Raw genomic sequence first — 23,407 nt, forward strand, 5'->3', positions numbered from 1 at the left:
GCCTTGTATTTGACCATTTATTCTTCGTATAAAATAGGTCAATTCATTAATGCGTTTGGTATTATTCACTTTGATTATCAATTGCTTCGTTAATTTTGTACTGGAAGTAAATAGCTGAAAAGAAAAACGTTAAAATACCACCTAACTTAACTTCTTCTTGACTACCTTCGTTAATCACTTCTTGTAATGCTTTTCGTGCTGAGAAAACAGTCATAATGTAAGCTACAATGCCAGCAACACCTGCAATTAATATCACGATAGCAACGACCATATTAGTTGGGTCTAAAACATACTGGCTAATATTACTTATTACACTAGATCCAATGTAAATATATAACGCCACAATATTTGCTTTAGCCACCTTCGAAAGCATATTTATTTGTTTAGTACGAGTAAACATCCAATAAATGAAATATAAACCCAACGTTATAATTGATAAGCCAAATACACCCCATGCCGTGAAGCGTTTCATTTCTAAAATAGGGTTCTCTGTAGCAGGTGTTGATAGGTCGGCTTTAGGAGCTTCAAAAGCATTTTGTGTTTCAGGTGTTAAATCTGTGTCTGACATTTCTTATTCCTTGTTTATAATAATTGTATCCCATATTCATTCTAGCAGAATGTTTTTTACTATTGGAAATAAATATACAAAAAAACGTGCAAATTAAGCACGCTTTTTTAAGGAATAACTTATTTAAATCAATAAGTTTATAATTAAAGAATTTAGATTTTGTTAGCTTAGAAAGCTATTTGATAACCTACGGTAAACATTTTATCCATCTTCATCTGCACACCATTTGCATTTTGTTCTAATGGAACTGTATATTCAAAAGCAACGCGGTGTTTGTTAGCTATTACCGTATTTAAACCAAATGAAGCATTTAAGTAATTACCACCATAGTTCTCAGGGTTAGCTGTAGTTACAGGTGCGGTAATCTCTGTATCCATGCCATCAATTTCGTCGCTCGTAATATAAGTAAGGCGTATTGAACTGCTTAAAAAGTCGTTTAATTGATGGCCGTACCAAGCTGTTAATTGTAACTTATCGCCTACTTGGTAACCTTCATCATTTGTATCTAAAGCTTTGCTATACATGATTTGACCACCCCAGTTACTTTTATTTGCGTAACCGTTATAGGTTGTTCCTAATTCAAAAGTATTTGAACCTGAACCCAACTGCATCGCGTAAGGCATACGTAATGTTGTACGCATGTTCATTGGCGTTAGTACTTCAGCCTCTTCTTCAAGATCGCCAGTTGGTATTTGCCAGTTAGCGTTCAAATGAAAGTGATGTGTGTCGTTATCGTGTAAACGGTAAAGTAAGCCAACCTTTGTATCGCCAAGCCCGCTACTTTCAGTGTCAAAATCGCCTAGCTGTGTCGTACCTGTCATGCCTGCGTAGGTTGTTAATGTCATTTCTCTTTCAATATAATTTAACATCAACATTAAAGTTAAATCGTTTGTTGGTGCATACATAAAACCTAACATGTGCATTTTAGTGGTCATTGTTTGTGGAACAACACGAACTGTTGGCGGCATATCACCAAATACGTTTGGTACCGTTGTCGCTATTTCATCTGACGATATATTATGTCGACCTTGTGTGTTGTCTGCCATATCCATATCCATGTAACGATATGAAAACATAAACTCGCCTTTGTTATGCATATGGTCGCCCATAACACCAATAGGCGCATGTGCTTGCGGGAGAATTTTTGTGTGATCATGTTGATGATCGCCAGTTTCATTTGCTTGAGCAGAAATTGATAAAAATGAGATTGCTACAGCGCAGGCTGTTTTAGTAAAAAAAGACATATGTTTTCCTAAAATTTGTAAATAAAATAAGAATTTAAGTTGTAACTAGGATCTGATTATTTACGTTAGGAAAGGTGGATCTCTCGAGCTTGGGCTTAAAGAACTGCGTTTGGTGAAATGTTGTAAAAAGCTAATAGGGGCTTCTGATGTTATATGTCCTATTACAAACAAATGCGCTATTAATGCTGTTGAATGGTTATCTAATTGTTTGTAAAGCGAACATAATGAACAGGTGTTTTCTGTATTGTCATTTTGTTCAGAAGTTTCATCTACAAGAGGTTTTTCAATAAAGCTGAGTTTACCTGTTTTATAATACTCAGATAACTTGATCCATCTAATTTGTCCATTACCACTACAAATAGGTGCAATATCTTTTTTTGTAATATTTGCAGTAGACATGTTCATCGCCGCACTGGCAGGCATAAGCATACTGAAAATATGACAAAACAAAATAAAGCTAAGTATAAATAGTTTAGGCAATTTAGTTTTTAACACGTTAAATTTTTAGATGTTAGTGATAGGTAAATTTGAACAGAATCAGAACTTGATAGCAATAAATAAGCGACAGAAAAACAATTCTTTATCAAGAAAACCAAACAAAGAGCTCAACTTTTATGAATTGTTAAGCTCTGTTGTCTAAGACTTTCGCCATTTAATCTGAACTCAATGGTTTAATATTGAAAGTTAGTGCTGGTGAGGGGCATCAATAATAACAATTTCACAATCACTTGTAGCTGTTATTGTTATTTCTTTCGTTTTAGTTATTTCAGCACCATCACCTTTATGCATCGTGATTAAATTACCGCTATTGGCTAATTCAAAACACCCTTTAGATGCTAATACATAAGCTTGATGAGTTATTTTGTGATGGATACGAGTGCCTTTTTTAATTTGTCCGCCGAAGATTCTCGCCCGTTGGTGAATAAATAAAGCATCTTTATCTTCCTCATACCCCGACACTAATAAAGGTAAAGCGTTAGTGCTGTAGTCAGTTGGAAATAATTTACTGTCCCAGCGTGGCATAACGTTTCGACTATTTGGCTCTATCCAAATTTGATATAAAGTTAATGGCTCATCTGTTTTGTTATATTCAGAATGAACTATACCTTTACCTGCACTCATTACTTGTACTTCACCGGCATGAGTTATGCCTTTACTACCCGTATTATCTTGATGATGAATAGCCCCAGAACGAACAAAGGTAATAATTTCCATATTGTTATGAGGATGAGCCGGGAAACCGCTATTGGCAGCAATCAAGTCATCATTAATAACACGCAATACACCAAACCCCATACGTTTTGGGTTGTAATAATGAGCAAAACTAAAATGGAAATTTGCTTTTAACCAACCATGATCAGCTTTGCCTAGTTGATTAAAGGGATTATGTTTAATCATGGTTTTTCTCCTTAATTTTAATATATGAAGAGATAAATACTCGTTACAGTTTGTTCACGATAACGTTATCTAATGCGAACTTGCCACCACCTTGAATAGCTAACGCTAAGCTTATACCCAGTAAAGCTAAACCAAACTCATAGCCATTATTACTCATAAATAAACCATTGCTGATATGCACACTAAATATCGCAATAATCATGGTAAATGCTAATAGCACACTTGATAGTCGAGTGAATAAACCTAACAGGAGTAACAATCCACCAAAGAATTCAGCACTACCGGCACCAAGCGCCATTAAATAACCAGGCGATAATCCAATTGATTCCATCCATTGTCCGGTGCCCTCTAATCCATAACCGCCAAACCAGGCAAATAATTTCTGTGCCCCATGGGTACTAAAAATAATGCCGGCTATTAAGCGCAAAGGTAAGGTAGCTGTTGTTTGTGTTGAGGTAAGTGATCTTTTTAGTATTGAAGTTGACATAATATTCTCTTTACATTGTTTTGGATTTCCCTCTCGTGAGGGAGGTGATTCATAAGGCCTATCGTTAATGTACATACATTCTGTTTAGCCAATGAAAACATTGTAGATAAAACCAATCACTTAAATAACCATGATTATTTGTTTGATTTGTTCAGTTTTTTTGAACAATATATGTATTTATCTTTCTTTCAGGCTATAACACAATGAATCATCCCACTATTTCCATCGAAGCTTTATTAGTACTTGATGCCATTGCAGAGCATGGAAGTTATGCTTCAGCTGCTGAACACTTAGATAAAGTCCCTTCAGCTCTTTCCTATATTATCCAAAAATTAGAAGACCAACTTAAAGTTACTATTTTTCAACGGCAAGGTAGGCGATCAGTTTTAACGCCAGCAGGTAAACATTTATTGGATGAAGGGCGTAATATTTTACTCGCTATAAACAAAATATCTGAACAAACTCAAACTATAGCAAACGGCTGGGAACCAAAGATACGTATCGCGGTAGATTCAATTATTGATGTAGATGCGGTTTTTCCTACCTTGAAGCGTTTCTTAGACCAATACAAGCATGTGCAAATTGATATCAAAGAAGAGGTGCTAAATGGCTCTTGGGAAGCATTAATAGAAGACGATGTTGAACTACTTATTGGTGTTCCCGCTCCTGTACCTAATCAAAAAGGCTTAAGAACAATATCTTTAGGTGTATTGGAAGTGATTTTTTGCGTAAGTAAGAACCACATATTGGCAAAAAGTAAGGAAGCTATTTCGCAAGAAGTATTGGCTAATCACAGAACCGTAATTGTGCACGACAGCGCTAAAAGTATTGTACCTAAAATTACCATAGGTGTTATTGAACAAAGCGAGCATTTCTATGTTGCGAGTGTAGAGCAAAAAATTAAGGCGATAGCTGCGGGATTAGGTGGAGGCTTCTTACCTCTAAATCGCGTTAAGCATTTATTAGAGAGTGGTGAGTTCGTAGAAGTTAAATTATTAACGCCTTTACCAACTTGTGAGCTGTTTATCGCTTGGAAAACAGTTAATAGAGGTAAAGGCTTACAGCAATTAATCACATTATTAACTGCTGCCAATATAAGAGTATAGAAATGTTAGTCTCTTACTTGTCCGTCACCATAAACCACAAATTTCTCTGTGGTTAAAGATGATAAACCCATAGGGCCATAAGCGTGAAGCTTACTAGTAGAAATACCAATCTCAGAACCCAAACCTAACTGACCGCCATCTGAAAAGCGTGATGATGCGTTTACCATAACAACAGACGAGTTAATTTGTCTGATAAATTGTTGGCTACGGCTGATGTCTTGCGTGATGATAACTTCAGTATGATCTGAGGTGTATTCATTAATATGGTTAATTGCGCTGTCGAAACCATCTATTATTTTAACGGCAATTTCTTGAGCTAAATATTCTGCATGGAAATCGTCTTCAGTCGCTAGTTCAGCATCATCAAAATATTTCATACTTTGCTCACAAGCATGTACTTTAACGCCTGCTGGTTTAAGTGCTAGTGCAGCCAAAGGTAAAAACTGTTCAGCGATGTCTTTATGAACTAAAACGGTTTCAAGCGAGTTACAAGCGCTAGGTCGTTGCGTTTTACCATTCACTAAAATATTCACTGCTTTATCTAAATCAGCAAACTTATCAATAAACAAATGACAAACACCTTTAAAATGCTGAATTACAGGGATTTGACTATGTTCTGTAACGTAACGAATAAGCCCTTCACCACCACGTGGAATAACTAAATCTATAGTGTCACGTTGCTTTAATAACTCTTCGATAACAGCACGGCTTGTATCAGGAATAACCGATACAATGTTCTTATTGATGCCATTAGCTTCCATGGTTTTATGTAAGCAGTTAGCTAGTGCTAAGTTACTATGAATAGCTTCTGAGCCACCACGTAAAATAACAGCGTTGCCTGACTTAATACATAAAGCTGCTGATTCAGCTGTTACGTTAGGGCGTGCTTCATAAATCATTGAAATAACACCTAAAGGAATACGCATTTTACCTACTTGCATACCATTAGGACGTAACGATAAGTTACTAATATCACCCACAGGATCTTGTAGCGTTACAATTTCACGAATCGCATCGGCAATATCAACAATACGTTGTGGAGTAAGTAGAAGTCGGTCTAGCATTGCGTCAGCTAAGCCTTTAGCTCTGCCAGCATCAATGTCTTTTTTGTTTTCGTCTATAATAAATTGGCTTTGTGCTTCTATTTCACTAGCCATTGCAGTTAATAACTGATTTTTTTGTGTAGTGGTTAATTGTGCTACATCTCTGCTTGCTACCTTTGCTAAGGTAGCCATTTCAGCCATATTAAAATTTGTTGAAGTGCTCATCATTTATACCTTGTATGAATTCTGAATGTAAATGTTACTTAGATAAAACGACCATATCGTCACGATGAATAACAACCTTACTTGTACGAAATCCAAGAATGTCTTGAATTTGGTCGCTATTTTTACCTTGAATGCGCGCTAAATCGCGATAGCCGTATTGGCAGATCCCCTTTGCGACGATTTGTTTGGAATCAAAATCAATAATATTGATGGAGTCGCCTGCTGAAAAATCGCCAGAGATACTTTTAATGCCCGATGGTAATAGTGAAGCGCCGTTATTAACAACAGCGTCAATCGCGCCTTTATCTAGGGTAACATGTCCGTTACTTTTTAAAGTATGTTTTAACCAGTGCTTTTTGGCTTTTGTTACCCCTTCTTTTGCTACAAAGTGTGTACCAGGGTTTTCGCCATGAAGTAATTTATCGAATACTGTACTGTCGCTACCATTGATTATATAAGTTTCTATACCATTTTCTACAGCCTTTTCAGCCGCTTGAATTTTGGTTTTCATACCACCTGTAGCAATAGGATTATTAGTTGCACCTGCCATTGCATAAATTTCAGGTGTAATTTCTTTAATCTCTGGCAGCATTACCGCATCTGGATTTGTTTTCGGGTTTTTGTCATAAACGCCATTAATATCACTTAAAATAAATAAACAATCAGCTTCGCTGACTAAGGCAACTAAAGCGGCTAAGTTGTCATTGTCGCCTACTTTAAGCTCTTCGGTTGCTACAGTATCGTTTTCATTAACGATAGGAATTATGTTGTTTTCAAGCAAAATACGTAATGTATTTTTGATATTAATATAGCGTTCTCGATCTTTTAGATCGCCATGAGTAATAAGAAGTTGGCTGCAAGGCACATCAAAAAAACGTTGCCAGTTTGCCATCATCTGCATTTGGCCGACAGAAGCCATTGCTTGTTTAGTTGGAATAGAGGGGACGGGAGAACCATGCTGAATAAGTTTACGACCAGCAGCAACGCTACCAGATGAAACCAATATAACTTCTTTACCTCTTTTATTGCACTCAGTGATAAAACGAGCGATAGCAAGTATATGCTTACCACTACATCCATTATTATCAGGTGCGACGAGTGCACTACCAACTTTAATTACAGCGCGATTAAATTTCATTACTTCTCCCGAATTGATATTTGAAATCATTAACGCTGGCGGTAAGCTTTTTAAAATAAATAAAACTTAAGCTCAGAGTATATAATTCCTAGCCTAGGATGACGAAATCTGTATAAATATGCAATGAACATTTTAGTGATCTTTAGACAAAGTTGTTCTTTTCAATACGTTTAGTCGATATATGGATTAAGAAACCTATTTTAGAATAAGGTTAATGGATTTTGATTGATAAATTAGCTGACTTATTTTTTATTTGAATGTTTTTGCAACACGTAAATATTATGCGCTAATGTTTGAATTGTTGGTTATAAAGATAAATTTTATATAAACTAACCATCCGCTGAAAGCATCGAATTTCATATATAACTAGTTTTAATGCTAAGTTATTAAAAGTATTAGTGATTGTGGTTTTTTGTTGTTTAGCGCAAACGTTTAAAGTTTATTTTAGGGTATTGTGTCGAGTAGGGTTATGCTGAATTTTTTACCATCTATTGTTATTTGTTTCTTTTCTTTTTGTTTGTATATCATCAACACATTGTTTTGGTTGATCCCTATTATTGTCTTTTCTTTACTAAAAGCCCTTATTCCTCTTAAAGCTTCTCGTACAGTATTTAGCTATTTATTAGATCAAATGGCGAGTAATTGGGTTGCCGTAAATACGTTAAATCAAAAACTATTTTATCGTGTGGATATAGAAGTTGAAGGTTTAAATAACTTAAGTATGCGCGAGTGGTATTTAGTTTTATGTAATCACCAAAGCTGGGTAGACATTTTAATTTTACAACGTGTTTTGCACGGTAAAATTCCATTTTTAAAATTCTTTTTAAAGAAAGAACTTATCTATGTACCGTTTCTAGGTATAGCTTGGTGGGCGTTAGATTTCCCATTTATGAAAAGACACAGCCAAGCTTTTTTGAAAAAGAACCCACACTTAAAAGGTGAAGATATTAAAACCACACGTAAGTCGTGTGAAAAATTTAAATACAAACCTGTAAGTGTTATGAGTTTTATTGAAGGCACGCGTTTTACGCCTGAAAAACACAAGAAGCAAAACTCTCCTTATCAAAACTTATTAAAGCCAAAAGCTGGCGGTATTGGTTTTGTATTAGATGCGATGGGTGAGCACTTAACTAAAATTGTTAACATCACCATTGTTTATCCTGAACGCATTCCAAGCTTTTACGATTTTGCTTGCGGAAACGTAAAAAAAGTTAAAGTGAAAATAGAAACAAGTGATGTATCTGATGAACTAAAAGGCGACTACTTTAACGATAGAGCCTTTAAAATTAGCTTTCAGAAACATGTTAATCAAATGTGGGAAGACAAAGATAAAACCTTCTCTTTGCTGCGCGATAAAGATTAACCGTTAATTTTTATAGATTAGCTTCCCTACATTCAATGTAGGGAAGTAATGAAAGATTTAGTTCCTATCAAGCCAAAACATTCAGTTATCAAATCCTTCAGGCTTTAATTCTTTTTTATCTTTCTTTTGAAAAGCTAGCCAATTTATCCAGCCAAAACTTATACAAATAAGCCAAATAGTATAATCGATGATAAAAAGCTCATTTCTAGCAATTCCCACATCGCGAATTAACGCTGACCATCTGAAAAATCCATTACCTATCTTAAGTTTGTAGATCTTATTGTTATGAGTCGCCCAAAAGTAATTATAACGGAAACAAAAGTCGTGCAACATTACTGGTATCAACAATAACCCTGTAGGCGAAAATAAAAACCAAATAATGGCGGGGTATGAACTACCATCAAATACAAAGCCTTTTGGAATTATAATTTGTCGATTATTGGGTAAAATATAATGCCAATCTTCAATTACTTGCCATTGACGTCGATTAAAGATCAAACGCCATAATTTAGAAAATAAGGTTCTTTTTTGTGTTTTAATGGCTAAAGGCCGTAATTTCGGCATTTCCATAACATTTATACTTTAATTAATAGTGAATAGGCGCATTTTATAGTTAAATAGCCAGATGAATAAAACTCAAAATTTTATTCACGTTAATCAAAAAATTTATCGAACAGTACCTTTAGGGAAACACATGTCTATTGAATTATTACCAGCATATATTGAAAGAATTGATGCATCAAAAACAGATGAAGTTGAACTAAAGAATATTGCTCTTGAGATTGAAGAAGAGCTATTACCTGAACACATCGCTATTTTATTAGAAGCTTTCCCGTTAGATGTTCGATTAAGTTTATGGACCTTATTTAGCTGCGAGACTCAGCAAGACGTTTTTCTAGAAATGAAAAACGAATCTAAGCAAATGCTTTTAAATTCGATGGACGATGAAGCCTGTTATCCATTATTTGAGCGCTTAGATGCCAACGACCTATTAGAGATCACTGAAAACCTAAGTGATCACTTTATCGAATACGCTGTAAACAAAATGACAGCCAAACATCAGGAGCACTTTAAAAAAGCGCAAGATTATTCTGATGATGAAGTTGGTCATTGGCAAAGTTTTGATCAGAAAAAAATATCACAAAATCTTAAAGTGTCATCTGCTAAAAAAACCAGTGCAAGAGAGCAAGAAACTCTAGTAGACGTTGTTTATATTATTGATAAAGAATCAAAACTATTAGGTGAAATAGCCATTAATAAGTTATTGATGATGGATAACGATACTCCGTTAATTGATGTTGAATATCAGCCTGTTCAAGCTTTAGAAGCAATAAAAGATATAGAGGAAGCAGCTGACGAAGTTATTTTGTCAGGTAAGGCTGCATTACCCGTAATTGATGAAAACGGACATCTAACTGGCCGTTTAGATATACATTCAGCTTACCGATTTAAGCAACAAATAAAAGACAACCAAGAAATGCAATCGGCAGGTTTAAGTGACGAAGAAGATTTATTCTCAAGCGTATGGCTAAGTAGCAAAAACCGCGCAATTTGGTTAGGTATTAACTTAGTTACTGCCTTTTTAGCTTCATGGTTTATTGGTTTATTTGAAGCAACCTTACAACAAGTTGTTGCTTTAGCCGTGCTTATGCCTGTAGTTGCGTCAATGGGAGGAATTTCAGGTAGCCAAACACTTACGCTGATTATTAGAGGTTTAGCTTTAGGGCAAATTACAGAATCGAACCGAGAAGCTATTGTTAAAAAAGAGCTTAAAGTGGGTACCATAAACGGTATTTTATGGGCATCAGTGATCGGACTAATTACTTATGTATGGTTCGACAATCCTATGTTGTCGTTAACCATTTGTATCGCTATTTTAGGTAACATCCTTGTGGCTTCATTGTCTGGTGTTTGGGTGCCTTGGATATTAGACAAACTTAATATCGATCCAGCATTATCAGGTGCTGTAATACTAACAACAGTAACGGATATATTCGGCTTCATCGCTTTCCTTGGTGTTGGAACGTTATTATTATTGTAAGAAATTTTAGTCGTATGAAGGTGTAATTTATGATCACATCATTCACAAGAGAACCTACTCAGCAATGCACGAAGTGTGGGCTAGAATATAAAGTTTCATATTCTGTTTGCCCGCATTGTGTGGGGAAAAATAAAGCTCAAATCATCAAACAAATTCACATTCCTCATAATGATCAAATAAAGAAAAACTCAGCTTTAGGTCGAAAATTTATTTATTTTGCTATTATAACTGCTTGCTGTTTGTTACTGATTATTTAAAGTTTTCTATAATAAATTTTCTACTGTAGCAACGCCGAACTTCTCTTTTTCACCTTAAAAATAACTTAAATTTTTCATATCATCACACTTACAAAGCTTTTGATAAAATGTGAATCCTTCTACAAAAGAAAAGACTATCTAAACGTAGAAAACACCTGTTTTATTTGTATGTGTTACCTAAAACAACGCTTTCATAAGTATTATGAATTAATTTTTTATTTTACAGAATAATCAATGCTTTACTGTTTTTATACTTATTTTTGATTCTTTATTTTATATAGGATTAATGTTTAACAAAAAAAATCGATTGAAAACACGAAAATATTTCGCTTTCCAATTTTAAAAATAGAGAACATTATCTTGTAAAAATTAACTTTTGATTTTTAGGTAAGGTAAGAAAATGAGTATTGATATTTACGAAGATACTGATACTGATGTTGAAATTGATGAAGATAGCGATTTTGAGTCGGGTATTGCGGGTTTTGAAATTGCTTATGGCTCTGGAAATAAAAAAGCTATTAAAAAAGCAGCAAAAAATAAATACCACATTAGACAAAAGCTAGATTCAATTAATGAAAAAAGATCACTTGATAGACAACTAAATTCTTTTAGTAACTATTGGGAAATGTAATTTAATTCTTATTGGAATGAAAATAAAAATGAAAAAATCTATTTTAGCGTTAGCTTTACTAACATTATCTTCAAGCGCAGCCTTTGCCTTTGAAAACGAAGCTGAATTGATGGAAGCTCCTTCTGATTATGTGAGTAGTTTAGTTGCTCAATGCAAAGAATACGCACAAGAAGATGAAGTGTCTAAAGTTGAAATGAAAGCTTATCTATTAACATGTGTGAATGATGAACTTGAAGAAGCTTACTATTTACCTGTAAAAGTATTACCTTAATAAAGTTAACTCAATAACTTTTGTAAAAGCTCAAATTATTAATTTAATTTAATTTGAGCTTTTTTATTTGTGTTAATTAACTTCGATTTAAGTGGCTGATTTATTCTTTAATGAGTAATAAATCACAAGGCAGTTCACTTAATAAAGCTGTTGTTGTGCTTCCTATCCAAAGTTGTTCTAGCTTATTTCTAGCAACAATGCCTAAAGTGAGAATATCAATGTGATGCTTTTTGATGTAACTGGTCACAGCGTCTTCAGGTATGCCTTCTAACAAAACACATTGTTCGTTCGCTATTCGCATTTTTTTAGCAAAAACACTAAAGCCTTCACTGTGCATTTCTTTAACTTTATTTTTGTAAGTTGTTAGTACTGAGGCAACATAATAGCAATGTGCTATGGTCCAACTTGCATCAAGGTTTTTGGCCCAGTTTTTTGTGACTAACACTATGTCGTCGTCTATTTGGCCCGGTCTTGCGTGTTCATGTAAGGGATCTACAGCCGCTAACATTTTAATTGGATGTTTCCATGCTTTTTTATTTAAAAGTAGTACAGGTGCTTTAATATCGGTAAGTAATTGAAATATTGGATGACGCTTAGCAACGGCATTATCTTCAATAACAACAAGCGCGTTATTGCACTCAGATATTTGCGCATTAAGACTTACCAAGTAATCTGACGATTGTTGAATACTAATCTCTGCTTTTATCGCGTTCATAGTAAAATACTTCAACATTTGTGCTTTTTTAGTTTCAAGAGAAACCATTAGCTCGTCCGACAAAGTATCGTCACCGAGTAAATGCCAATAGCCTCGACCGGTTAATTGTGTGCTTGCATCAATAATGATTTTAACATTTTTTTTATGGGTGTTAGCAAGTTGTACAATTTTATCTAACGAGGTGTTTTGGTAATAAAATCGGCTATCAATAAACCAAATAAGTTGTTCAGTTATCATAAATAATTACACGTTGTGGGGTTAAATTAAGTATATCGTACTTATGTGCTTTTTGATTATTTTTAAGCTGATCGTGCAAGTACGAAAATAAAGTGGTACTCAAGCAAATAGAATATAAATAGTTTAGCGTAAAAAAGTTAAGGCAATATCACCAAAACCCCAAACAACAGTGCCAAACATAAGTAAAACCCCTTCAATAAGACCAACACTAAATTTGATTGATTGTGTTAACTCACTCGCTTGTTCTGCGAAATCAGTTTCGATACTTTCGAGTTCTTTTTCAACAAATTCTCGTTCTACTTTTAATAGTCTTAGTTTTTTCCGTTTTTGTAATAAAGCAATACGCTTGCGCATTTCTAAACGGCTTAAGAGTATTCTTTCTTGGATAATCCCTGAAAATCCAGACAATATGCCAAGCACGACAACTAAGCTGCCTGAGCGTGATAACCACTCAGTATCAAGAAAATTAATCATTGAAAAATGATAACCTGCAGCAAGAATGATGCAGGTTAAAAGTATGATGCTAATATGATGACGCACCCTTACTGCTGATGGTGCTTCTGAAACTAAAGCCATTTCTTCTTCTTAAATAATAAAATGAGTGCCGTTGCGATGAACCCCATAAAACCAAGCAAATAAAAGTAGCCATGACTTATTTTTAGTTCAGGTATATATTCAAAGTTCATTCCGTATAAACCAGCTAAAAATCCTAACGGGATAAATATTGCGGTAATAACTGTTAATACTCGCATAGTCTCATTTAGTTGGTGTGACGTTATTGAGAGGTAACCATTAATTAAGTCGCTACAAATATCGTAATGCATTTGCGATAAACTAAGTAAACGTTCAATTCTTTCATGTACATCAATAACTGTGTGTAATTCGGCTTGGTTAATAATGTCGGTGTCATCGGTCACCAATATTTTTAACTCGCTACCTATATTGCTGTGATAGCTAAAGGTTCTTTTTAATTTGGTGAGTCTTGAACGATACAAGGTGATTTCTTGCATCATTTTGTCGTCGCCACCTAGTTGAAATTTGTCTTCTATACTTTCTAGCTTTTCTTCAAATTCAAATAGCTTTTGCAGGTAAATACCACAACTGAAATGGAAAATTCTTAACGCTAAGGTGATTGGACTTTTAGATAAGTATTTCTCGCCTTCAGCACTAAATAAGTTGTCGATAGACATAGATTTTTTGGCATGACTGGTTATTAAAATATTTTTGCCAACAAACATGCTAATTTGTAAGTGTTCAAACAGTAAATCGTCTTGAGGTTGGTAAATTCCTCTGTAGAGCATAAAGATATAATTCTTAAATAACTCTATTTTTGGTGGATGACGCTCTCTTTGAGCATCTTTTATTGCTAACGGATGGCAACCCATTTTTTGCATTAACTTACGTTCTTGCTCAGGATCATGGGAATCCATATCTATCCATAAAAAAGATGTAGGATCTTGATTCCATGTTTCAATGAGCTCTTCAGCCCCGTAAAGGGAAGTTTTGTCAGCTTTTAAAAGCATGCATTTTATCATTGATATCTCTTTGTTACAGTATTTGGATTCATTAACGTTAGATAATATCAGATAAATAAAGATATAAAATAAAGATATAAAATAAACAGTTCGATCAATAATTTTGGTTAGCACATTTAAAATAATTGATTATCTTTACCTATATTATGTCTATAAACTCCGCTTAAAACTAAGCTTTTAAATTTAACATTAATTAATTCGGTGAATGCATGTCTTTAGATATATTTGTATGGGTGGCTATTGTGGTTTGTATCTCACAATCAGCTATTTTTTCAGGGTTAAATATAGCCTTGTTTTCGTTAAGCCGATTACAGCTTGAAGTTGAATCTGCAAAAGGGAATAAAGCTGCCGAGAAAGTTTTAGCATTAAGAAATGATTCTAATTTTTTATTAACCACCATTTTGTGGGGTAATGTTGGTATTAACGTATTACTCACATTATTGTCAGACTCTGCGCTGGCAGGTATTAGTGCGTTCCTATTTTCCACTATTGCGATTACTGTTATTGGTGAGATCACACCACAAGCATACTTCTCTCGTAATGCGTTAAAAATGGGTAGTATGTTGTCGCCAGTTATTAAGTTTTATCAAATACTATTCTATCCGGTAGCTAAACCTACGGCTTTGATTCTTGATGCCTGGTTAGGTAAAGAAGGTATTACTTATCTAGCTGAGAGTGAATTAAGTAGCATTATTCGCAAACACATCGAGTCAGAAGAAACTGATATTAATCACATTGAAGGTACAGGTGCTTTAAATTTTTTCAAATTAGACAAAATTTCTGTGGCTGAAGAAGGCGAAGTGATTGATCCCGATTCAATCATCGCATTACCAACTAAGATGGACTTACCTATTATTCCTGATATTAGTTCGGGCGTAGACAATGAATTTTTGAAACGATTAAATAAATCCGGTCACCGTTGGGTTGTGTTAACAAATGAAGAAGGCGAACCTTTAATCGTTGTTGATTCTGATGGCTTCTTACGAGATGCTTGTTTTGAACAATCAACGTTTGATCCTTATAAACATTGTCATCGTCCAACCATTATCACTGACGAATCAACTATGTTGAACACCGCTATTTTGAAATTAAAAATGAGCGAGTCTACTGATCAGTCGTTTGATGGTGTTATTGAACGTGATGTATTACTTGTTTGGGGCGAGAATAAACGGATCATAACGGGTGCAGACATTTTTGGTCTACTATTAAAAGGTATGCAGCCACAAGAGCCAAGCCTTCTTTAAATTAAAAGACAAACTGGTAATAGAATGCAAAAAGAACCATGGTGGGGAACGGAAACCGTTCCAGAGAAAAATAGCTTTTTGTTAAACAGTGCAACCTTCTTTTTAGCAATAGAACACAAAGCTAAAGAATGGTGTATCCATGTAAAAAGAGATGCAACCTTAGATGTTGAATTGGTTGATAACAAGTTTAACAAACTTATTGGTGAATTTTCGCCCGTTAATAGTGGTGATTTAAGTCGACATATCGTACATGGCGACAGCGATACGCTAGAAATAAGACCTAGCTTGGCTGATCGTAATGTTGTATGTAGAGCTAAATCTCCCATCACTATTTTACCGGGTTCTAGCATTACATTATATTTAAGTACGCCACTTTGGTTAACTATAGGTTTGCGAGACCTTAACTTTACGTTATTAAAAGAAGTGGCTACACAGCGTTTGTCTGATACTTGGTTTGGTTCTTCCACTATGGAAGGTGAACTCTGTTATGCCAGCCAAACCATAGGTCGACTAGAAGCTGAAAAATTACCTTTTAGAACCCAACGCGCGATAACTCCTTTGTTTATTGAGAACCAAGCGGATAACGATTTGGTTTTTGAGCGTGTTGCTTTGCCGGTACCTTCTTTGTCATTATTTAATACTGAAAATGGTCAACTTTATACACAAAATGTTTCCTTGATCAGGGAAAACGATGGTGATTTCGCTAAGTTAAAATTAGGTGCGCCACCTGCAGATTCTGAATTGGTTAATGGACCAAGAGTGGCGTTTAATCATGGGCAGTTAATTCGAGCTTTTAGTGCCATTTTTAGTTAGGAAACAATATGAATGAAATGTGGTTATACCTTACAGAATTAATTAACTCTGATATTTTGGTTAAATTATTTCGAGCGTCGATTTTATTACTTGTTGGCTATGTTGTGGCAAAGCTTGTTAGTCGTTTTAGTTTGCAGTTTCTGAAAAAAGTTTTTACATCTAGCACCAGCCGAACAATACAAAAAGGCGCATTTTATTTAATTTTTGTGCTTTTCATATTTTCAGCTCTTTTAGAATTAGGTTTTAATTTAAGTGTATTGCTTGGTGCTGCTAGCGTATTAACTGTTGCTGTTGGTTTTGCTTCACAAACATCGGCTTCTAACTTTATTAGCGGCATATTTTTAATGGCTGAACGATCGTTTGTAATAGGTGATGTGATCAGAGTGGGAAGTACCACAGGTGAAGTACTTTCTATTGATTTACTTTCAGTAAAAATACGAACATTCGACAATTTATTTGTGCGCTTACCTAACGAGTCATTAATTAAGTCAGAAGTTACTACTTTGTCTAAGTTTCCTATTCGCCGCGCCGACATGAAAATTGGTGTCGCTTACAAAGAAGATATTGCCTTAGTTAAAAGGGTATTAGAGAAGGTTGCGTTTAATAATCCACTTTGTTTAGAAGAACCTAAACCTCTTTATATTTTTCAAGGTTTTGAAGATTCATCGTTATCTTTACAGTTTTCTGTTTGGGCTAAACGAGAGAACTTTCTGGAGCTGAAAAATAGTATGTATGAGCAAATAAAAAATGCTTTTGATAAAGAAAATATAGAAATTCCGTTCCCGCATATTTCTTTACACTCAGGAACAAAAACGGCACCTTTCCCAATTTCTTTTGCTGACGATAAAGCCGCTAAAGAAATACAAGATGAACTTGATAGGAAGCTATAGTTAATAAACTAAGTTAAGTGCGGATAACAATATTGATACGTTCTAAATAATTTTAACAAGTGATTTAGAGCGTGTATGAACATTTAACTAAGGCTTGTTTAAACCTATATTTTTACATACGGAAATAATCTTAGAGTTTGCTCAATAATATCGACTTTTTGGCTTTTAGCTAAGTATGAAGCAAAAATTTCCCTTGAATAAACGGGAGCGTTTTCTACAAGAAACAACTTGTTTTTTTCAGTATATTCGAAGGTCATTTGTTTCGGCAAATAAGCACTACCACCAGCATCTAATAAGAAATTTAGGGCAATACGTGGTTGGCTCATAAAATGTTTAGCAGGTGGAGCATCTTGAAACTCTCGTCTGTGTTGAGCATTAACCGACTCGCCGTAATCCACCATAATATAGTTATCTAATGAATACTTTTCTGTTGTTGCTTCAGGATCTGTAGTGACTAAATGTAGCGGAACAGTTGCAACTTTTTCTGAGATAAGATCTTCAACAAAAGGGGGTTCAAAAAAGAAAGCGATATCGATAACGCGACTAAGTAGACTTTTTCTTAACTCTGAAGGTGCATAAGTGTTAGTGAGTAGACTTACATCATCAAGGTTACGGTGAATCTTCTTCAGCCAGTCCTGTAAAACAATATCCCAAATCGACATCATGGCACCAATCACAAGTTGATGTGAATCGCTGTCAGCAATGCCAACATCTTGTTTGGTTTTCTGCCACATAAAAAGCAGTTCGTTGGCATGCTTAATTAAGCGGTTGCCTTCAGGTGTAAGCTTTAAATGTTTTTGGCTACGGTCAAATAATAAAACGCCAAGATCATCTTCGAGTAATTTAATTCGAGCACTTACCGCCGATTGAGTAATAAATAAATTTTCAGAAGCAATCCTAAAATGTAAGGTTCTACTGACTTCTAAGAAGGTTTTTAATAGCTCAATCTTCATTTTTTATTCCCAAATCACCGTGTAATCACTTTTTTTGTTTGAACACATCAAAATATAGCGTTTTATTGTTTTCCTGTTGAACTATACACTTTGCTCATATTTTTACATTACTTTTAAACGAGAAAGTAATAACAAAAGGCATTATTATGAAAATCGCTATTTTATCAAGAAACCCAAACTTGTACTCAACTCGCCGCTTGAAAGAAGCAGGTGAAGCATTAGGACATGAAGTTGATGTTATCGACACATTGCATTGCTACATGGATATTACAAGTAGTCGCTCTACTGTGCGTTACCACGGTAAAGAATTACCTCAATACGATGCGATTATTCCACGTATTGGTGCGTCTGTAACTTTTTATGGTACAGCCGTAGCTAGACAATTTGAAATGATGGGCACGTTTAACATCAACGAATCTGTTGCAATTAGCCGTTCTCGCGATAAGTTACGTTCTTTACAATTATTGTCTCGTAAAGGCATTGGCTTACCAAGAACAGGTTTTGCAAGTAAGCCTGATAACATCAAAGATTTAATTAAAAATGTGGGCGGCGCTCCTGTTGTTATTAAATTATTAGAAGGTACTCAAGGTATTGGTGTTGTACTTGCTGACACGGCTAAAACAGCTGAAGCTATTATTGAAGCATTTATGGGCTTAAAAGCGAACATCTTGGTACAAGAGTTTGTTAAAGAAGCGGGCGGTGCTGATATTCGTTGTTTGGTTGTTGGTGGTAAAGTTGTTGCGGCGATGAAGCGTCAAGGGGCTGAAGGTGAGTTCCGTTCTAACTTACATCGTGGTGGTTCTGCTGAAGTTGTTAAATTAACTAAAGAAGAACGCGAAACAGCGGTTAATGCAGCAAAAGTCATGGGATTAAATTTATGTGGTGTAGATTTACTTCGCTCACAAAATGGTCCAATGGTGATGGAAGTTAACTCTTCACCAGGCTTAGAAGGTATTGAAAAAGCAACAGGTAAAGATGTTGCTGCAATTGTTATTGAATTTTTAGTAAAAAATGCAAAGCCAAACAGCAATAAGACTGTTGGTACAGGCTAATTTAGGAAACATTTTCAGGAAATACTATGGATAAATTACGTATAGGCGATTTTGAAATTTCACCCGGTGAGCAACGCAAAATAGACTTGCCCGTGGCTAAGTTATATACCGATGCTAGCGTTTCATTACCGGTGCATATTATTCGCGCTAAAAAACCTGGCCCTACTATTTTTATTAGTGCGGCTGTACATGGTGATGAGTTGAATGGTATTGAAATTATTCGACGTTTAATTAACCAGAAGAAGTTTAAAATTACTAAAGGTACAGTGATTGCTGTGCCTATGGTTAATGTTTATGGTGTGGTAAATCAAAGCAGATATATGCCTGATCGTCGCGATCTTAATCGTTGCTTTCCTGGCTCAGCTAAAGGTTCATTAGCAGGCCGAGTTGCACACATTTTTTTGAACGAAATTGTGAAGCACTGTGATTATGGTATTGATTTACATACCGGAGCTATTCATCGTTCTAACTTACCGCAAATAAGAGCGGATATGTCAGACGAAGAAACAAAAGAATTAGCAGAAGTGTTTGGTGTGCCTGTTATATTAAATTCAAATTTAGTGGATGGCTCATTAAGAGAGTCAGCTGTTAAAAATGAAACTAGAATTTTGTTATATGAAGCTGGCGAAGCATTACGTTTTGATGAGTTTTCTATTCGTGCAGGTATGAAAGGTGTTCTAAATGTTTTACAACATTTAGGTATGACTCGAAAAGCTGTTGCAACTAAAAAGAAAAAGATAGCTCCATTTATTGCCAATGGTAGTCAATGGGCTCGTGCTAATGCGAGTGGTATAGTAAATAACAAAGTAAACTTGGGTGATCAAATTACTAAAGGCGAAGTATTAGCTGAAATTGGTAGCCCTTATGGTGAAGTGATTAATTCGGTAGTAGCGCCACGTTCAGGTATTTTAATTGGAAAACAAAACATTCCATTAGTACAAGAAGGTGAAGCCATGTTCCATATTGCGTACTTTAGCGAAAATGATGAAGCAATAGCGGATCATATTGAAAACGTACATGAACAACTGATACCTGAAAATCACTACAGTAATATTTAGAAAGGTTAAAGTGTATGAAAAACAAAGTAGTTATTGGTCGACTAGAATCGATTGGGTTGCCTGAGTTAGGTATAGATGCTTTACAAGTTAGAGTTGATACTGGCGCAAAGACTTCATCTTTACATGTTGATAATATTAAAAAAACTTTAATTGACGGTGTACATAGTGTGACGTTCGATATCCACCCTGACTCACATAATGTTGATCGTATTGTTAGTTGTACTGCGCCGATAAGCGATATACGTAAGATTAAGTCTTCTAATGGTACGGCAGAGCAACGCTATGTTATTGAAACGCCAGTTACATTAGGTAGTGAGTCTTGGTCAATTGAAATAACTTTAACAGACCGTTCTGATATGAGTTATTTAATGTTGTTCGGGCGCGAAGCCATAGGTAAAAGATTTTTGGTTGATCCTTCAAAAGTGTTTGTTGGCTCTAAATAAATTCTTTAAATTATAAAGCGTTCCTATCCATCTATTATATATTAGGTTTAAGAGTTAGGGCTGTTATTGAAAATTAACTACGAGTAACAGCCAGCTTACATTGTAAAAAATATAGATAACTAGGTACGCCTAATTTTAGATAAGTAACAAAGTGAGGTTTAATGATAGATTTTAATTGGGACATTGCGAGTGTAAAAGCACTTTTAGCGTTAAAAGTGTTCACTGTTTCACAGCAACCTATCACCTTGGGCGGTTTGTTGATGATCCCTTTGTTTTTGATTGTTGGTTATATGCTAACAAGTTGGGGAATTAAATTAATTACCAAACGCTTAGTTAAGAATAAAACTGATCCAAATATCATTCATCTGTTACAGCGTATTTTATACGTTATTGCTATTGCCATTTTAACCATAACCGCTCTGGATATGATTAATGTCCCTATTACCGCATTTGCCTTCTTATCTGGTGCTATAGCTATTGGCTTTGGTTTTGGTGCTCAGAATATTATTAATAACTTTATTAGCGGTTGGATTCTCATGTGGGAAAAGCCTATTCGAATAGGTGATTTTCTTGAAGTTGAGGATTCAAAAGGAACCGTTGAACAAATTAATACGCGCTCCACCAGAATACGCAGAGTTGACGGTGTTCATTTGTTAATTCCAAACAGTAAGCTGCTTGAAAACACGGTGGTTAACTGGACTTTGGTGGACAAATTGGTTCGAACTTCAGTTAAAGTAGGTGTTGCGTATGGTTCTCCAGCTAAGAAAGTGGCAGAGCTTATTGCCCAAGCTGCAGATGAAGAAGAAGCTATTCTAAAAGACCCAAAACCTTTAGTTACCTTTGAAGACTTTGGTGATAACTCATTAGTATTTGAAGTAACTTATTGGATTCAATCAAGCGTTGAAGGTGGTTTACGTGTTACTCGAAGTAATATACGTTTCAGATTAGATGAGTTATTTGAAGAAAATAATATTGTTATTGCCTTCCCACAAAGAGATATACATCTTGATGGTGCGATTACTTTGATGAGAAACAAGTCTGAATAATCAAGTGTCCGACACCTTATAGGTGTCGGATACCTTAGTTATTATTTCTTTTCTAGCGAGCAGTAAACAGGCATGCTAGCTTTATGTTTGAACCATAATGTCATAAAGTCAGACGTTAGCTTTTGTTCAATTTCTAATGCTTTATCTGTTGGACAAAACACAGTAAACAATACCTGCGTATTACCTATATCAGACGTTGCTACTTGTATGTGAGGATCTGGCCCCGCAATGTTAATACCTAGTCTGTTTTCTATGAGTTGGTTATAACGAATGGCTACATCTCTAAAGTCTTTACAGTAAGTATGGGCATTAGTATTTAATTCATCTAAAAATTCATAAGGGTTAACACTGTCATCACGCACAATAGTAAAATGATGCATCGCATAGCGTTTTAAGAAGTTTAAATTCTTGATGATTGACGTTATTAATTGGCTATTAGGTAAATACAGCGTTTTACCTGTGTACTGGTATTCGTCTTTATCAATTTCTAGTAGCGTGAGTTTAGCCCAATCGGTGGAGTGAACTTCGCCATAGTAATTACCTACCTGTATCCAATCACCTACTCTAAAAGGTCGACTTGAAAGTATGTAGACAAAACCAATAAAGCATTGAATAAACTCTCTTGTTGCTAAAACAATAGCCACAATAAAAGCAGCAATCGAAAACGCAAACTTCTGTATTTCTTCAGACCAAATATTGAAAATGGCAATAATCATTAATAAGGTAAATAGGTTATTTACCATATTAATTTGTAATCTTTTATTTTGTTTAGACTTGGTTTTTATTAACTTAATGATGAAATATTTCACCAGAAAGAAAACAAAAATAAACGTGACGGTAACGACAGTTTTATTGTTTGATAGTAGACCTGATATTTCTGTTGAATTGAACGTGTCGTATAACCAGTTCATAATAATTTCTTAATTCCTTCTCTTTATTTTATGAAGCATTAATACTTCGAATATTTAATTCTTTTATGCGTTGCAGCGTGCCTTCTGCACCTAATTTATTGAAGCTTGAGTTTATCTCTGCTTGTTTACTGTCAAGTAAGCTGATCCCTTCAACAACAATATCAAAAAACTGCCAAACATCTTCATTTGACTTTAATAGTTTAACAACGGCTTTATTTGTTGCTGATTCACCAACTATTGTGACATTAACCATGGCAATTTTTCCACTTTTTGACAAGCTTCCTTGGCCAATTGTTATCTTTTCATTGTCATATTTACTTAACATATTGCTGTAAGTATTAATTAACTGCTTTGATAATTCAGTACTGAATTCTTCACGAAGTTCTTCTGGCACTTTTTGTAAGTTTTTACTTAATACCTTACTACTAAAAAATTTAATATTTACTTCAGGTAGAAGAGATTTATTTAACTCGTCTCTAATATTACTTTTAGTAAATTGGTTTGTGGTTTTCAAATTTGTTAGAGAAGACTCTATCTGTTCAAATACTTGTTTAACCTTACTTTCTGCATCATCTGCTGAAGCCATAGCCATATTCGCTATGAGTAAACTTAATGCAATAAACAGAATAACAAAGATGTCGACATTCTTTTTCGATGACTTTTTCATTTTACTTCATTCAATAGTGTATAAAACTGAGGTGATTGTATGCTTAGTATGGAAACAAGCAAGCGTAATAA

27 protein-coding genes are annotated in these 23,407 nt (G+C 34.9%); 13 read left to right on the forward strand and 14 right to left on the reverse strand.

The window, feature by feature from the left end:
* Window positions 1-61: 61 nt before the first annotated feature.
* The 5 genes from Q5N69_RS03195 to Q5N69_RS03215 form a co-directional block, all read right to left on the reverse strand.
* Window positions 62-568: a DUF4234 domain-containing protein gene (locus Q5N69_RS03195; protein ID WP_304367406.1), complete on the reverse strand. Its 507-nt coding sequence runs from the start codon at window positions 566-568 to the stop codon at window positions 62-64.
* Window positions 569-735: 167 nt separating this feature from the next.
* Window positions 736-1,812, reverse strand: coding sequence for a transporter (locus Q5N69_RS03200; protein WP_304367407.1), 1,077 nt, complete (start codon window positions 1,810-1,812; stop codon window positions 736-738).
* 60 nt (window positions 1,813-1,872) lie between these two features.
* The gene (locus Q5N69_RS03205) at window positions 1,873-2,211 is read right to left on the reverse strand and encodes a hypothetical protein (protein ID WP_304367408.1); all 339 of its coding nucleotides are present in this window, start codon (window positions 2,209-2,211) and stop codon (window positions 1,873-1,875) included.
* Window positions 2,212-2,496: 285 nt separating this feature from the next.
* The gene (locus tag Q5N69_RS03210; RefSeq protein ID WP_304367409.1) at window positions 2,497-3,210 is read right to left on the reverse strand and encodes a pirin-like bicupin family protein; all 714 of its coding nucleotides are present in this window, start codon (window positions 3,208-3,210) and stop codon (window positions 2,497-2,499) included.
* A 43-nt stretch (window positions 3,211-3,253) separates the two neighbouring features.
* Window positions 3,254-3,697 carry a DoxX family protein gene (locus Q5N69_RS03215; protein WP_304367410.1) on the reverse strand — a complete coding sequence of 148 codons (444 nt, stop codon included), beginning with the start codon at window positions 3,695-3,697 and terminating at the stop codon, window positions 3,254-3,256.
* 203 nt (window positions 3,698-3,900) lie between these two features.
* On the opposite strand from Q5N69_RS03215, the gene Q5N69_RS03220 reads away from it, so the two are divergent.
* Window positions 3,901-4,803: a LysR substrate-binding domain-containing protein gene (locus Q5N69_RS03220; RefSeq protein ID WP_304367411.1), complete on the forward strand. Its 903-nt coding sequence runs from the start codon at window positions 3,901-3,903 to the stop codon at window positions 4,801-4,803.
* A 5-nt stretch (window positions 4,804-4,808) separates the two neighbouring features.
* Here Q5N69_RS03220 and Q5N69_RS03225 read toward each other — a convergent pair whose 3' ends face one another.
* Window positions 4,809-6,071, reverse strand: a complete 1,263-nt coding sequence (locus Q5N69_RS03225; protein WP_304367412.1) for a glutamate-5-semialdehyde dehydrogenase — start codon at window positions 6,069-6,071, stop codon at window positions 4,809-4,811.
* A 34-nt stretch (window positions 6,072-6,105) separates the two neighbouring features.
* Complete coding sequence (gene proB / locus Q5N69_RS03230) at window positions 6,106-7,209, reverse strand: glutamate 5-kinase (RefSeq protein ID WP_304367413.1); 1,104 nt, start codon at window positions 7,207-7,209, stop codon at window positions 6,106-6,108.
* Window positions 7,210-7,678: 469 nt separating this feature from the next.
* Here proB and Q5N69_RS03235 point away from each other — a divergent pair, with 469 nt between their 5' ends.
* On the forward strand, window positions 7,679-8,572 hold the full coding sequence (locus Q5N69_RS03235) for an acyltransferase (protein ID WP_304367414.1): 894 nt from the start codon (window positions 7,679-7,681) through the stop codon (window positions 8,570-8,572).
* An 81-nt stretch (window positions 8,573-8,653) separates the two neighbouring features.
* On the opposite strand, the gene Q5N69_RS03240 is transcribed toward Q5N69_RS03235, so the two are convergent.
* Window positions 8,654-9,136, reverse strand: coding sequence for a DUF1353 domain-containing protein (locus tag Q5N69_RS03240; RefSeq protein WP_304367415.1), 483 nt, complete (start codon window positions 9,134-9,136; stop codon window positions 8,654-8,656).
* Between the two features lie 130 nt (window positions 9,137-9,266).
* On the opposite strand from Q5N69_RS03240, the gene Q5N69_RS03245 reads away from it, so the two are divergent.
* From Q5N69_RS03245 to Q5N69_RS03260, 4 genes are all read left to right on the forward strand, one after another.
* Complete coding sequence (locus Q5N69_RS03245; protein WP_304367416.1) at window positions 9,267-10,613, forward strand: magnesium transporter; 1,347 nt, start codon at window positions 9,267-9,269, stop codon at window positions 10,611-10,613.
* Window positions 10,614-10,642: 29 nt separating this feature from the next.
* Window positions 10,643-10,870, forward strand: coding sequence for a hypothetical protein (locus tag Q5N69_RS03250; protein ID WP_304367417.1), 228 nt, complete (start codon window positions 10,643-10,645; stop codon window positions 10,868-10,870).
* A gap of 400 nt (window positions 10,871-11,270) precedes the next feature.
* A complete protein-coding gene (locus Q5N69_RS03255; RefSeq protein ID WP_304367418.1) occupies window positions 11,271-11,501 on the forward strand; it encodes a hypothetical protein in 231 nt (76 codons plus the stop codon).
* A gap of 28 nt (window positions 11,502-11,529) precedes the next feature.
* The gene (locus Q5N69_RS03260; RefSeq protein WP_304367419.1) at window positions 11,530-11,772 is read left to right on the forward strand and encodes a hypothetical protein; all 243 of its coding nucleotides are present in this window, start codon (window positions 11,530-11,532) and stop codon (window positions 11,770-11,772) included.
* 100 nt (window positions 11,773-11,872) lie between these two features.
* Here the strand turns inward: Q5N69_RS03260 and Q5N69_RS03265 are convergent, their stop codons facing one another.
* The 3 genes from Q5N69_RS03265 to Q5N69_RS03275 all read right to left on the reverse strand — a co-directional run bounded on the left by Q5N69_RS03265 (window position 11,873) and on the right by Q5N69_RS03275 (window position 14,259).
* Entirely contained in the window at window positions 11,873-12,724 is an 852-nt protein-coding gene (locus Q5N69_RS03265) for a universal stress protein (RefSeq protein WP_304367420.1), read from the reverse strand.
* A 123-nt stretch (window positions 12,725-12,847) separates the two neighbouring features.
* The gene (locus Q5N69_RS03270; protein WP_304367421.1) at window positions 12,848-13,300 is read right to left on the reverse strand and encodes a hypothetical protein; all 453 of its coding nucleotides are present in this window, start codon (window positions 13,298-13,300) and stop codon (window positions 12,848-12,850) included.
* On the reverse strand, window positions 13,291-14,259 hold the full coding sequence (locus tag Q5N69_RS03275; RefSeq protein WP_304367422.1) for a magnesium transporter CorA family protein: 969 nt from the start codon (window positions 14,257-14,259) through the stop codon (window positions 13,291-13,293). Before Q5N69_RS03275 ends, Q5N69_RS03270 begins: the two co-directional genes overlap by 10 nt.
* 209 nt (window positions 14,260-14,468) lie before the next feature.
* Here Q5N69_RS03275 and Q5N69_RS03280 point away from each other — a divergent pair, with 209 nt between their 5' ends.
* The 3 genes from Q5N69_RS03280 to Q5N69_RS03290 are packed head-to-tail and all read left to right on the forward strand — an operon-like array spanning window position 14,469 to window position 17,206.
* Window positions 14,469-15,503 (forward strand): DUF21 domain-containing protein, encoded by a 1,035-nt coding sequence (locus Q5N69_RS03280; RefSeq protein ID WP_304367423.1) that lies wholly within the window; start codon window positions 14,469-14,471, stop codon window positions 15,501-15,503.
* 24 nt (window positions 15,504-15,527) lie between these two features.
* Window positions 15,528-16,316: a hypothetical protein gene (locus Q5N69_RS03285; RefSeq protein WP_304367424.1), complete on the forward strand. Its 789-nt coding sequence runs from the start codon at window positions 15,528-15,530 to the stop codon at window positions 16,314-16,316.
* Between the two features lie 8 nt (window positions 16,317-16,324).
* On the forward strand, window positions 16,325-17,206 hold the full coding sequence (locus tag Q5N69_RS03290) for a mechanosensitive ion channel family protein (protein WP_304367425.1): 882 nt from the start codon (window positions 16,325-16,327) through the stop codon (window positions 17,204-17,206).
* A gap of 104 nt (window positions 17,207-17,310) precedes the next feature.
* On the opposite strand, the gene Q5N69_RS03295 is transcribed toward Q5N69_RS03290, so the two are convergent.
* A complete protein-coding gene (locus Q5N69_RS03295; protein WP_304367426.1) occupies window positions 17,311-18,159 on the reverse strand; it encodes a LysR family transcriptional regulator in 849 nt (282 codons plus the stop codon).
* A gap of 146 nt (window positions 18,160-18,305) precedes the next feature.
* On the opposite strand from Q5N69_RS03295, the gene rimK reads away from it, so the two are divergent.
* The 4 genes from rimK (at window position 18,306) to Q5N69_RS03315 (ending at window position 21,758) form a co-directional block, all read left to right on the forward strand.
* The gene (gene rimK, locus Q5N69_RS03300) at window positions 18,306-19,211 is read left to right on the forward strand and encodes a 30S ribosomal protein S6--L-glutamate ligase (protein WP_304367427.1); all 906 of its coding nucleotides are present in this window, start codon (window positions 18,306-18,308) and stop codon (window positions 19,209-19,211) included.
* Between the two features lie 26 nt (window positions 19,212-19,237).
* The gene (locus Q5N69_RS03305; protein WP_304367428.1) at window positions 19,238-20,269 is read left to right on the forward strand and encodes a succinylglutamate desuccinylase/aspartoacylase family protein; all 1,032 of its coding nucleotides are present in this window, start codon (window positions 19,238-19,240) and stop codon (window positions 20,267-20,269) included.
* 14 nt (window positions 20,270-20,283) lie between these two features.
* Window positions 20,284-20,712 (forward strand): RimK/LysX family protein, encoded by a 429-nt coding sequence (locus Q5N69_RS03310; RefSeq protein ID WP_304367429.1) that lies wholly within the window; start codon window positions 20,284-20,286, stop codon window positions 20,710-20,712.
* A 161-nt stretch (window positions 20,713-20,873) separates the two neighbouring features.
* Window positions 20,874-21,758, forward strand: coding sequence for a mechanosensitive ion channel family protein (locus Q5N69_RS03315; protein WP_304367430.1), 885 nt, complete (start codon window positions 20,874-20,876; stop codon window positions 21,756-21,758).
* Between the two features lie 41 nt (window positions 21,759-21,799).
* Here the strand turns inward: Q5N69_RS03315 and Q5N69_RS03320 are convergent, their stop codons facing one another.
* Window positions 21,800-22,669, reverse strand: a complete 870-nt coding sequence (locus Q5N69_RS03320; protein WP_304367431.1) for a mechanosensitive ion channel family protein — start codon at window positions 22,667-22,669, stop codon at window positions 21,800-21,802.
* Window positions 22,670-22,697: 28 nt separating this feature from the next.
* On the reverse strand, window positions 22,698-23,336 hold the full coding sequence (locus tag Q5N69_RS03325; RefSeq protein ID WP_304367432.1) for a phospholipid-binding protein MlaC: 639 nt from the start codon (window positions 23,334-23,336) through the stop codon (window positions 22,698-22,700).
* Window positions 23,337-23,407 lie beyond the last annotated feature (71 nt).

Source organism: Pseudocolwellia sp. AS88 (assembly GCF_030551755.1).
Classification (GTDB): Bacteria; Pseudomonadota; Gammaproteobacteria; order Enterobacterales; family Alteromonadaceae; genus Pseudocolwellia.

What these genes read in the sequence shown, in the direction of transcription:
- Q5N69_RS03195 (WP_304367406.1), bottom strand. Translation starts at nt 568, where the DNA reads ATGTCAGACACAGATTTAACACCTGAAACACAAAATGCTTTTGAAGCT.
- Q5N69_RS03200 (WP_304367407.1), bottom strand. Translation starts at nt 1,812, where the DNA reads ATGTCTTTTTTTACTAAAACAGCCTGCGCTGTAGCAATCTCATTTTTA.
- Q5N69_RS03205 (WP_304367408.1), bottom strand. Translation starts at nt 2,211, where the DNA reads ATGTCTACTGCAAATATTACAAAAAAAGATATTGCACCTATTTGTAGT.
- Q5N69_RS03210 (WP_304367409.1), bottom strand. Translation starts at nt 3,210, where the DNA reads ATGATTAAACATAATCCCTTTAATCAACTAGGCAAAGCTGATCATGGT.
- Q5N69_RS03215 (WP_304367410.1), bottom strand. Translation starts at nt 3,697, where the DNA reads ATGTCAACTTCAATACTAAAAAGATCACTTACCTCAACACAAACAACA.
- Q5N69_RS03220 (WP_304367411.1), top strand. Translation starts at nt 3,901, where the DNA reads ATGAATCATCCCACTATTTCCATCGAAGCTTTATTAGTACTTGATGCC.
- Q5N69_RS03225 (WP_304367412.1), bottom strand. Translation starts at nt 6,071, where the DNA reads ATGAGCACTTCAACAAATTTTAATATGGCTGAAATGGCTACCTTAGCA.
- proB (WP_304367413.1), bottom strand. Translation starts at nt 7,209, where the DNA reads ATGAAATTTAATCGCGCTGTAATTAAAGTTGGTAGTGCACTCGTCGCA.
- Q5N69_RS03235 (WP_304367414.1), top strand. Translation starts at nt 7,679, where the DNA reads ATGCTGAATTTTTTACCATCTATTGTTATTTGTTTCTTTTCTTTTTGT.
- Q5N69_RS03240 (WP_304367415.1), bottom strand. Translation starts at nt 9,136, where the DNA reads ATGCCGAAATTACGGCCTTTAGCCATTAAAACACAAAAAAGAACCTTA.
- Q5N69_RS03245 (WP_304367416.1), top strand. Translation starts at nt 9,267, where the DNA reads ATGTCTATTGAATTATTACCAGCATATATTGAAAGAATTGATGCATCA.
- Q5N69_RS03250 (WP_304367417.1), top strand. Translation starts at nt 10,643, where the DNA reads ATGATCACATCATTCACAAGAGAACCTACTCAGCAATGCACGAAGTGT.
- Q5N69_RS03255 (WP_304367418.1), top strand. Translation starts at nt 11,271, where the DNA reads ATGAGTATTGATATTTACGAAGATACTGATACTGATGTTGAAATTGAT.
- Q5N69_RS03260 (WP_304367419.1), top strand. Translation starts at nt 11,530, where the DNA reads ATGAAAAAATCTATTTTAGCGTTAGCTTTACTAACATTATCTTCAAGC.
- Q5N69_RS03265 (WP_304367420.1), bottom strand. Translation starts at nt 12,724, where the DNA reads ATGATAACTGAACAACTTATTTGGTTTATTGATAGCCGATTTTATTAC.
- Q5N69_RS03270 (WP_304367421.1), bottom strand. Translation starts at nt 13,300, where the DNA reads ATGGCTTTAGTTTCAGAAGCACCATCAGCAGTAAGGGTGCGTCATCAT.
- Q5N69_RS03275 (WP_304367422.1), bottom strand. Translation starts at nt 14,259, where the DNA reads ATGATAAAATGCATGCTTTTAAAAGCTGACAAAACTTCCCTTTACGGG.
- Q5N69_RS03280 (WP_304367423.1), top strand. Translation starts at nt 14,469, where the DNA reads ATGTCTTTAGATATATTTGTATGGGTGGCTATTGTGGTTTGTATCTCA.
- Q5N69_RS03285 (WP_304367424.1), top strand. Translation starts at nt 15,528, where the DNA reads ATGCAAAAAGAACCATGGTGGGGAACGGAAACCGTTCCAGAGAAAAAT.
- Q5N69_RS03290 (WP_304367425.1), top strand. Translation starts at nt 16,325, where the DNA reads ATGAATGAAATGTGGTTATACCTTACAGAATTAATTAACTCTGATATT.
- Q5N69_RS03295 (WP_304367426.1), bottom strand. Translation starts at nt 18,159, where the DNA reads ATGAAGATTGAGCTATTAAAAACCTTCTTAGAAGTCAGTAGAACCTTA.
- rimK (WP_304367427.1), top strand. Translation starts at nt 18,306, where the DNA reads ATGAAAATCGCTATTTTATCAAGAAACCCAAACTTGTACTCAACTCGC.
- Q5N69_RS03305 (WP_304367428.1), top strand. Translation starts at nt 19,238, where the DNA reads ATGGATAAATTACGTATAGGCGATTTTGAAATTTCACCCGGTGAGCAA.
- Q5N69_RS03310 (WP_304367429.1), top strand. Translation starts at nt 20,284, where the DNA reads ATGAAAAACAAAGTAGTTATTGGTCGACTAGAATCGATTGGGTTGCCT.
- Q5N69_RS03315 (WP_304367430.1), top strand. Translation starts at nt 20,874, where the DNA reads ATGATAGATTTTAATTGGGACATTGCGAGTGTAAAAGCACTTTTAGCG.
- Q5N69_RS03320 (WP_304367431.1), bottom strand. Translation starts at nt 22,669, where the DNA reads ATGAACTGGTTATACGACACGTTCAATTCAACAGAAATATCAGGTCTA.
- Q5N69_RS03325 (WP_304367432.1), bottom strand. Translation starts at nt 23,336, where the DNA reads ATGAAAAAGTCATCGAAAAAGAATGTCGACATCTTTGTTATTCTGTTT.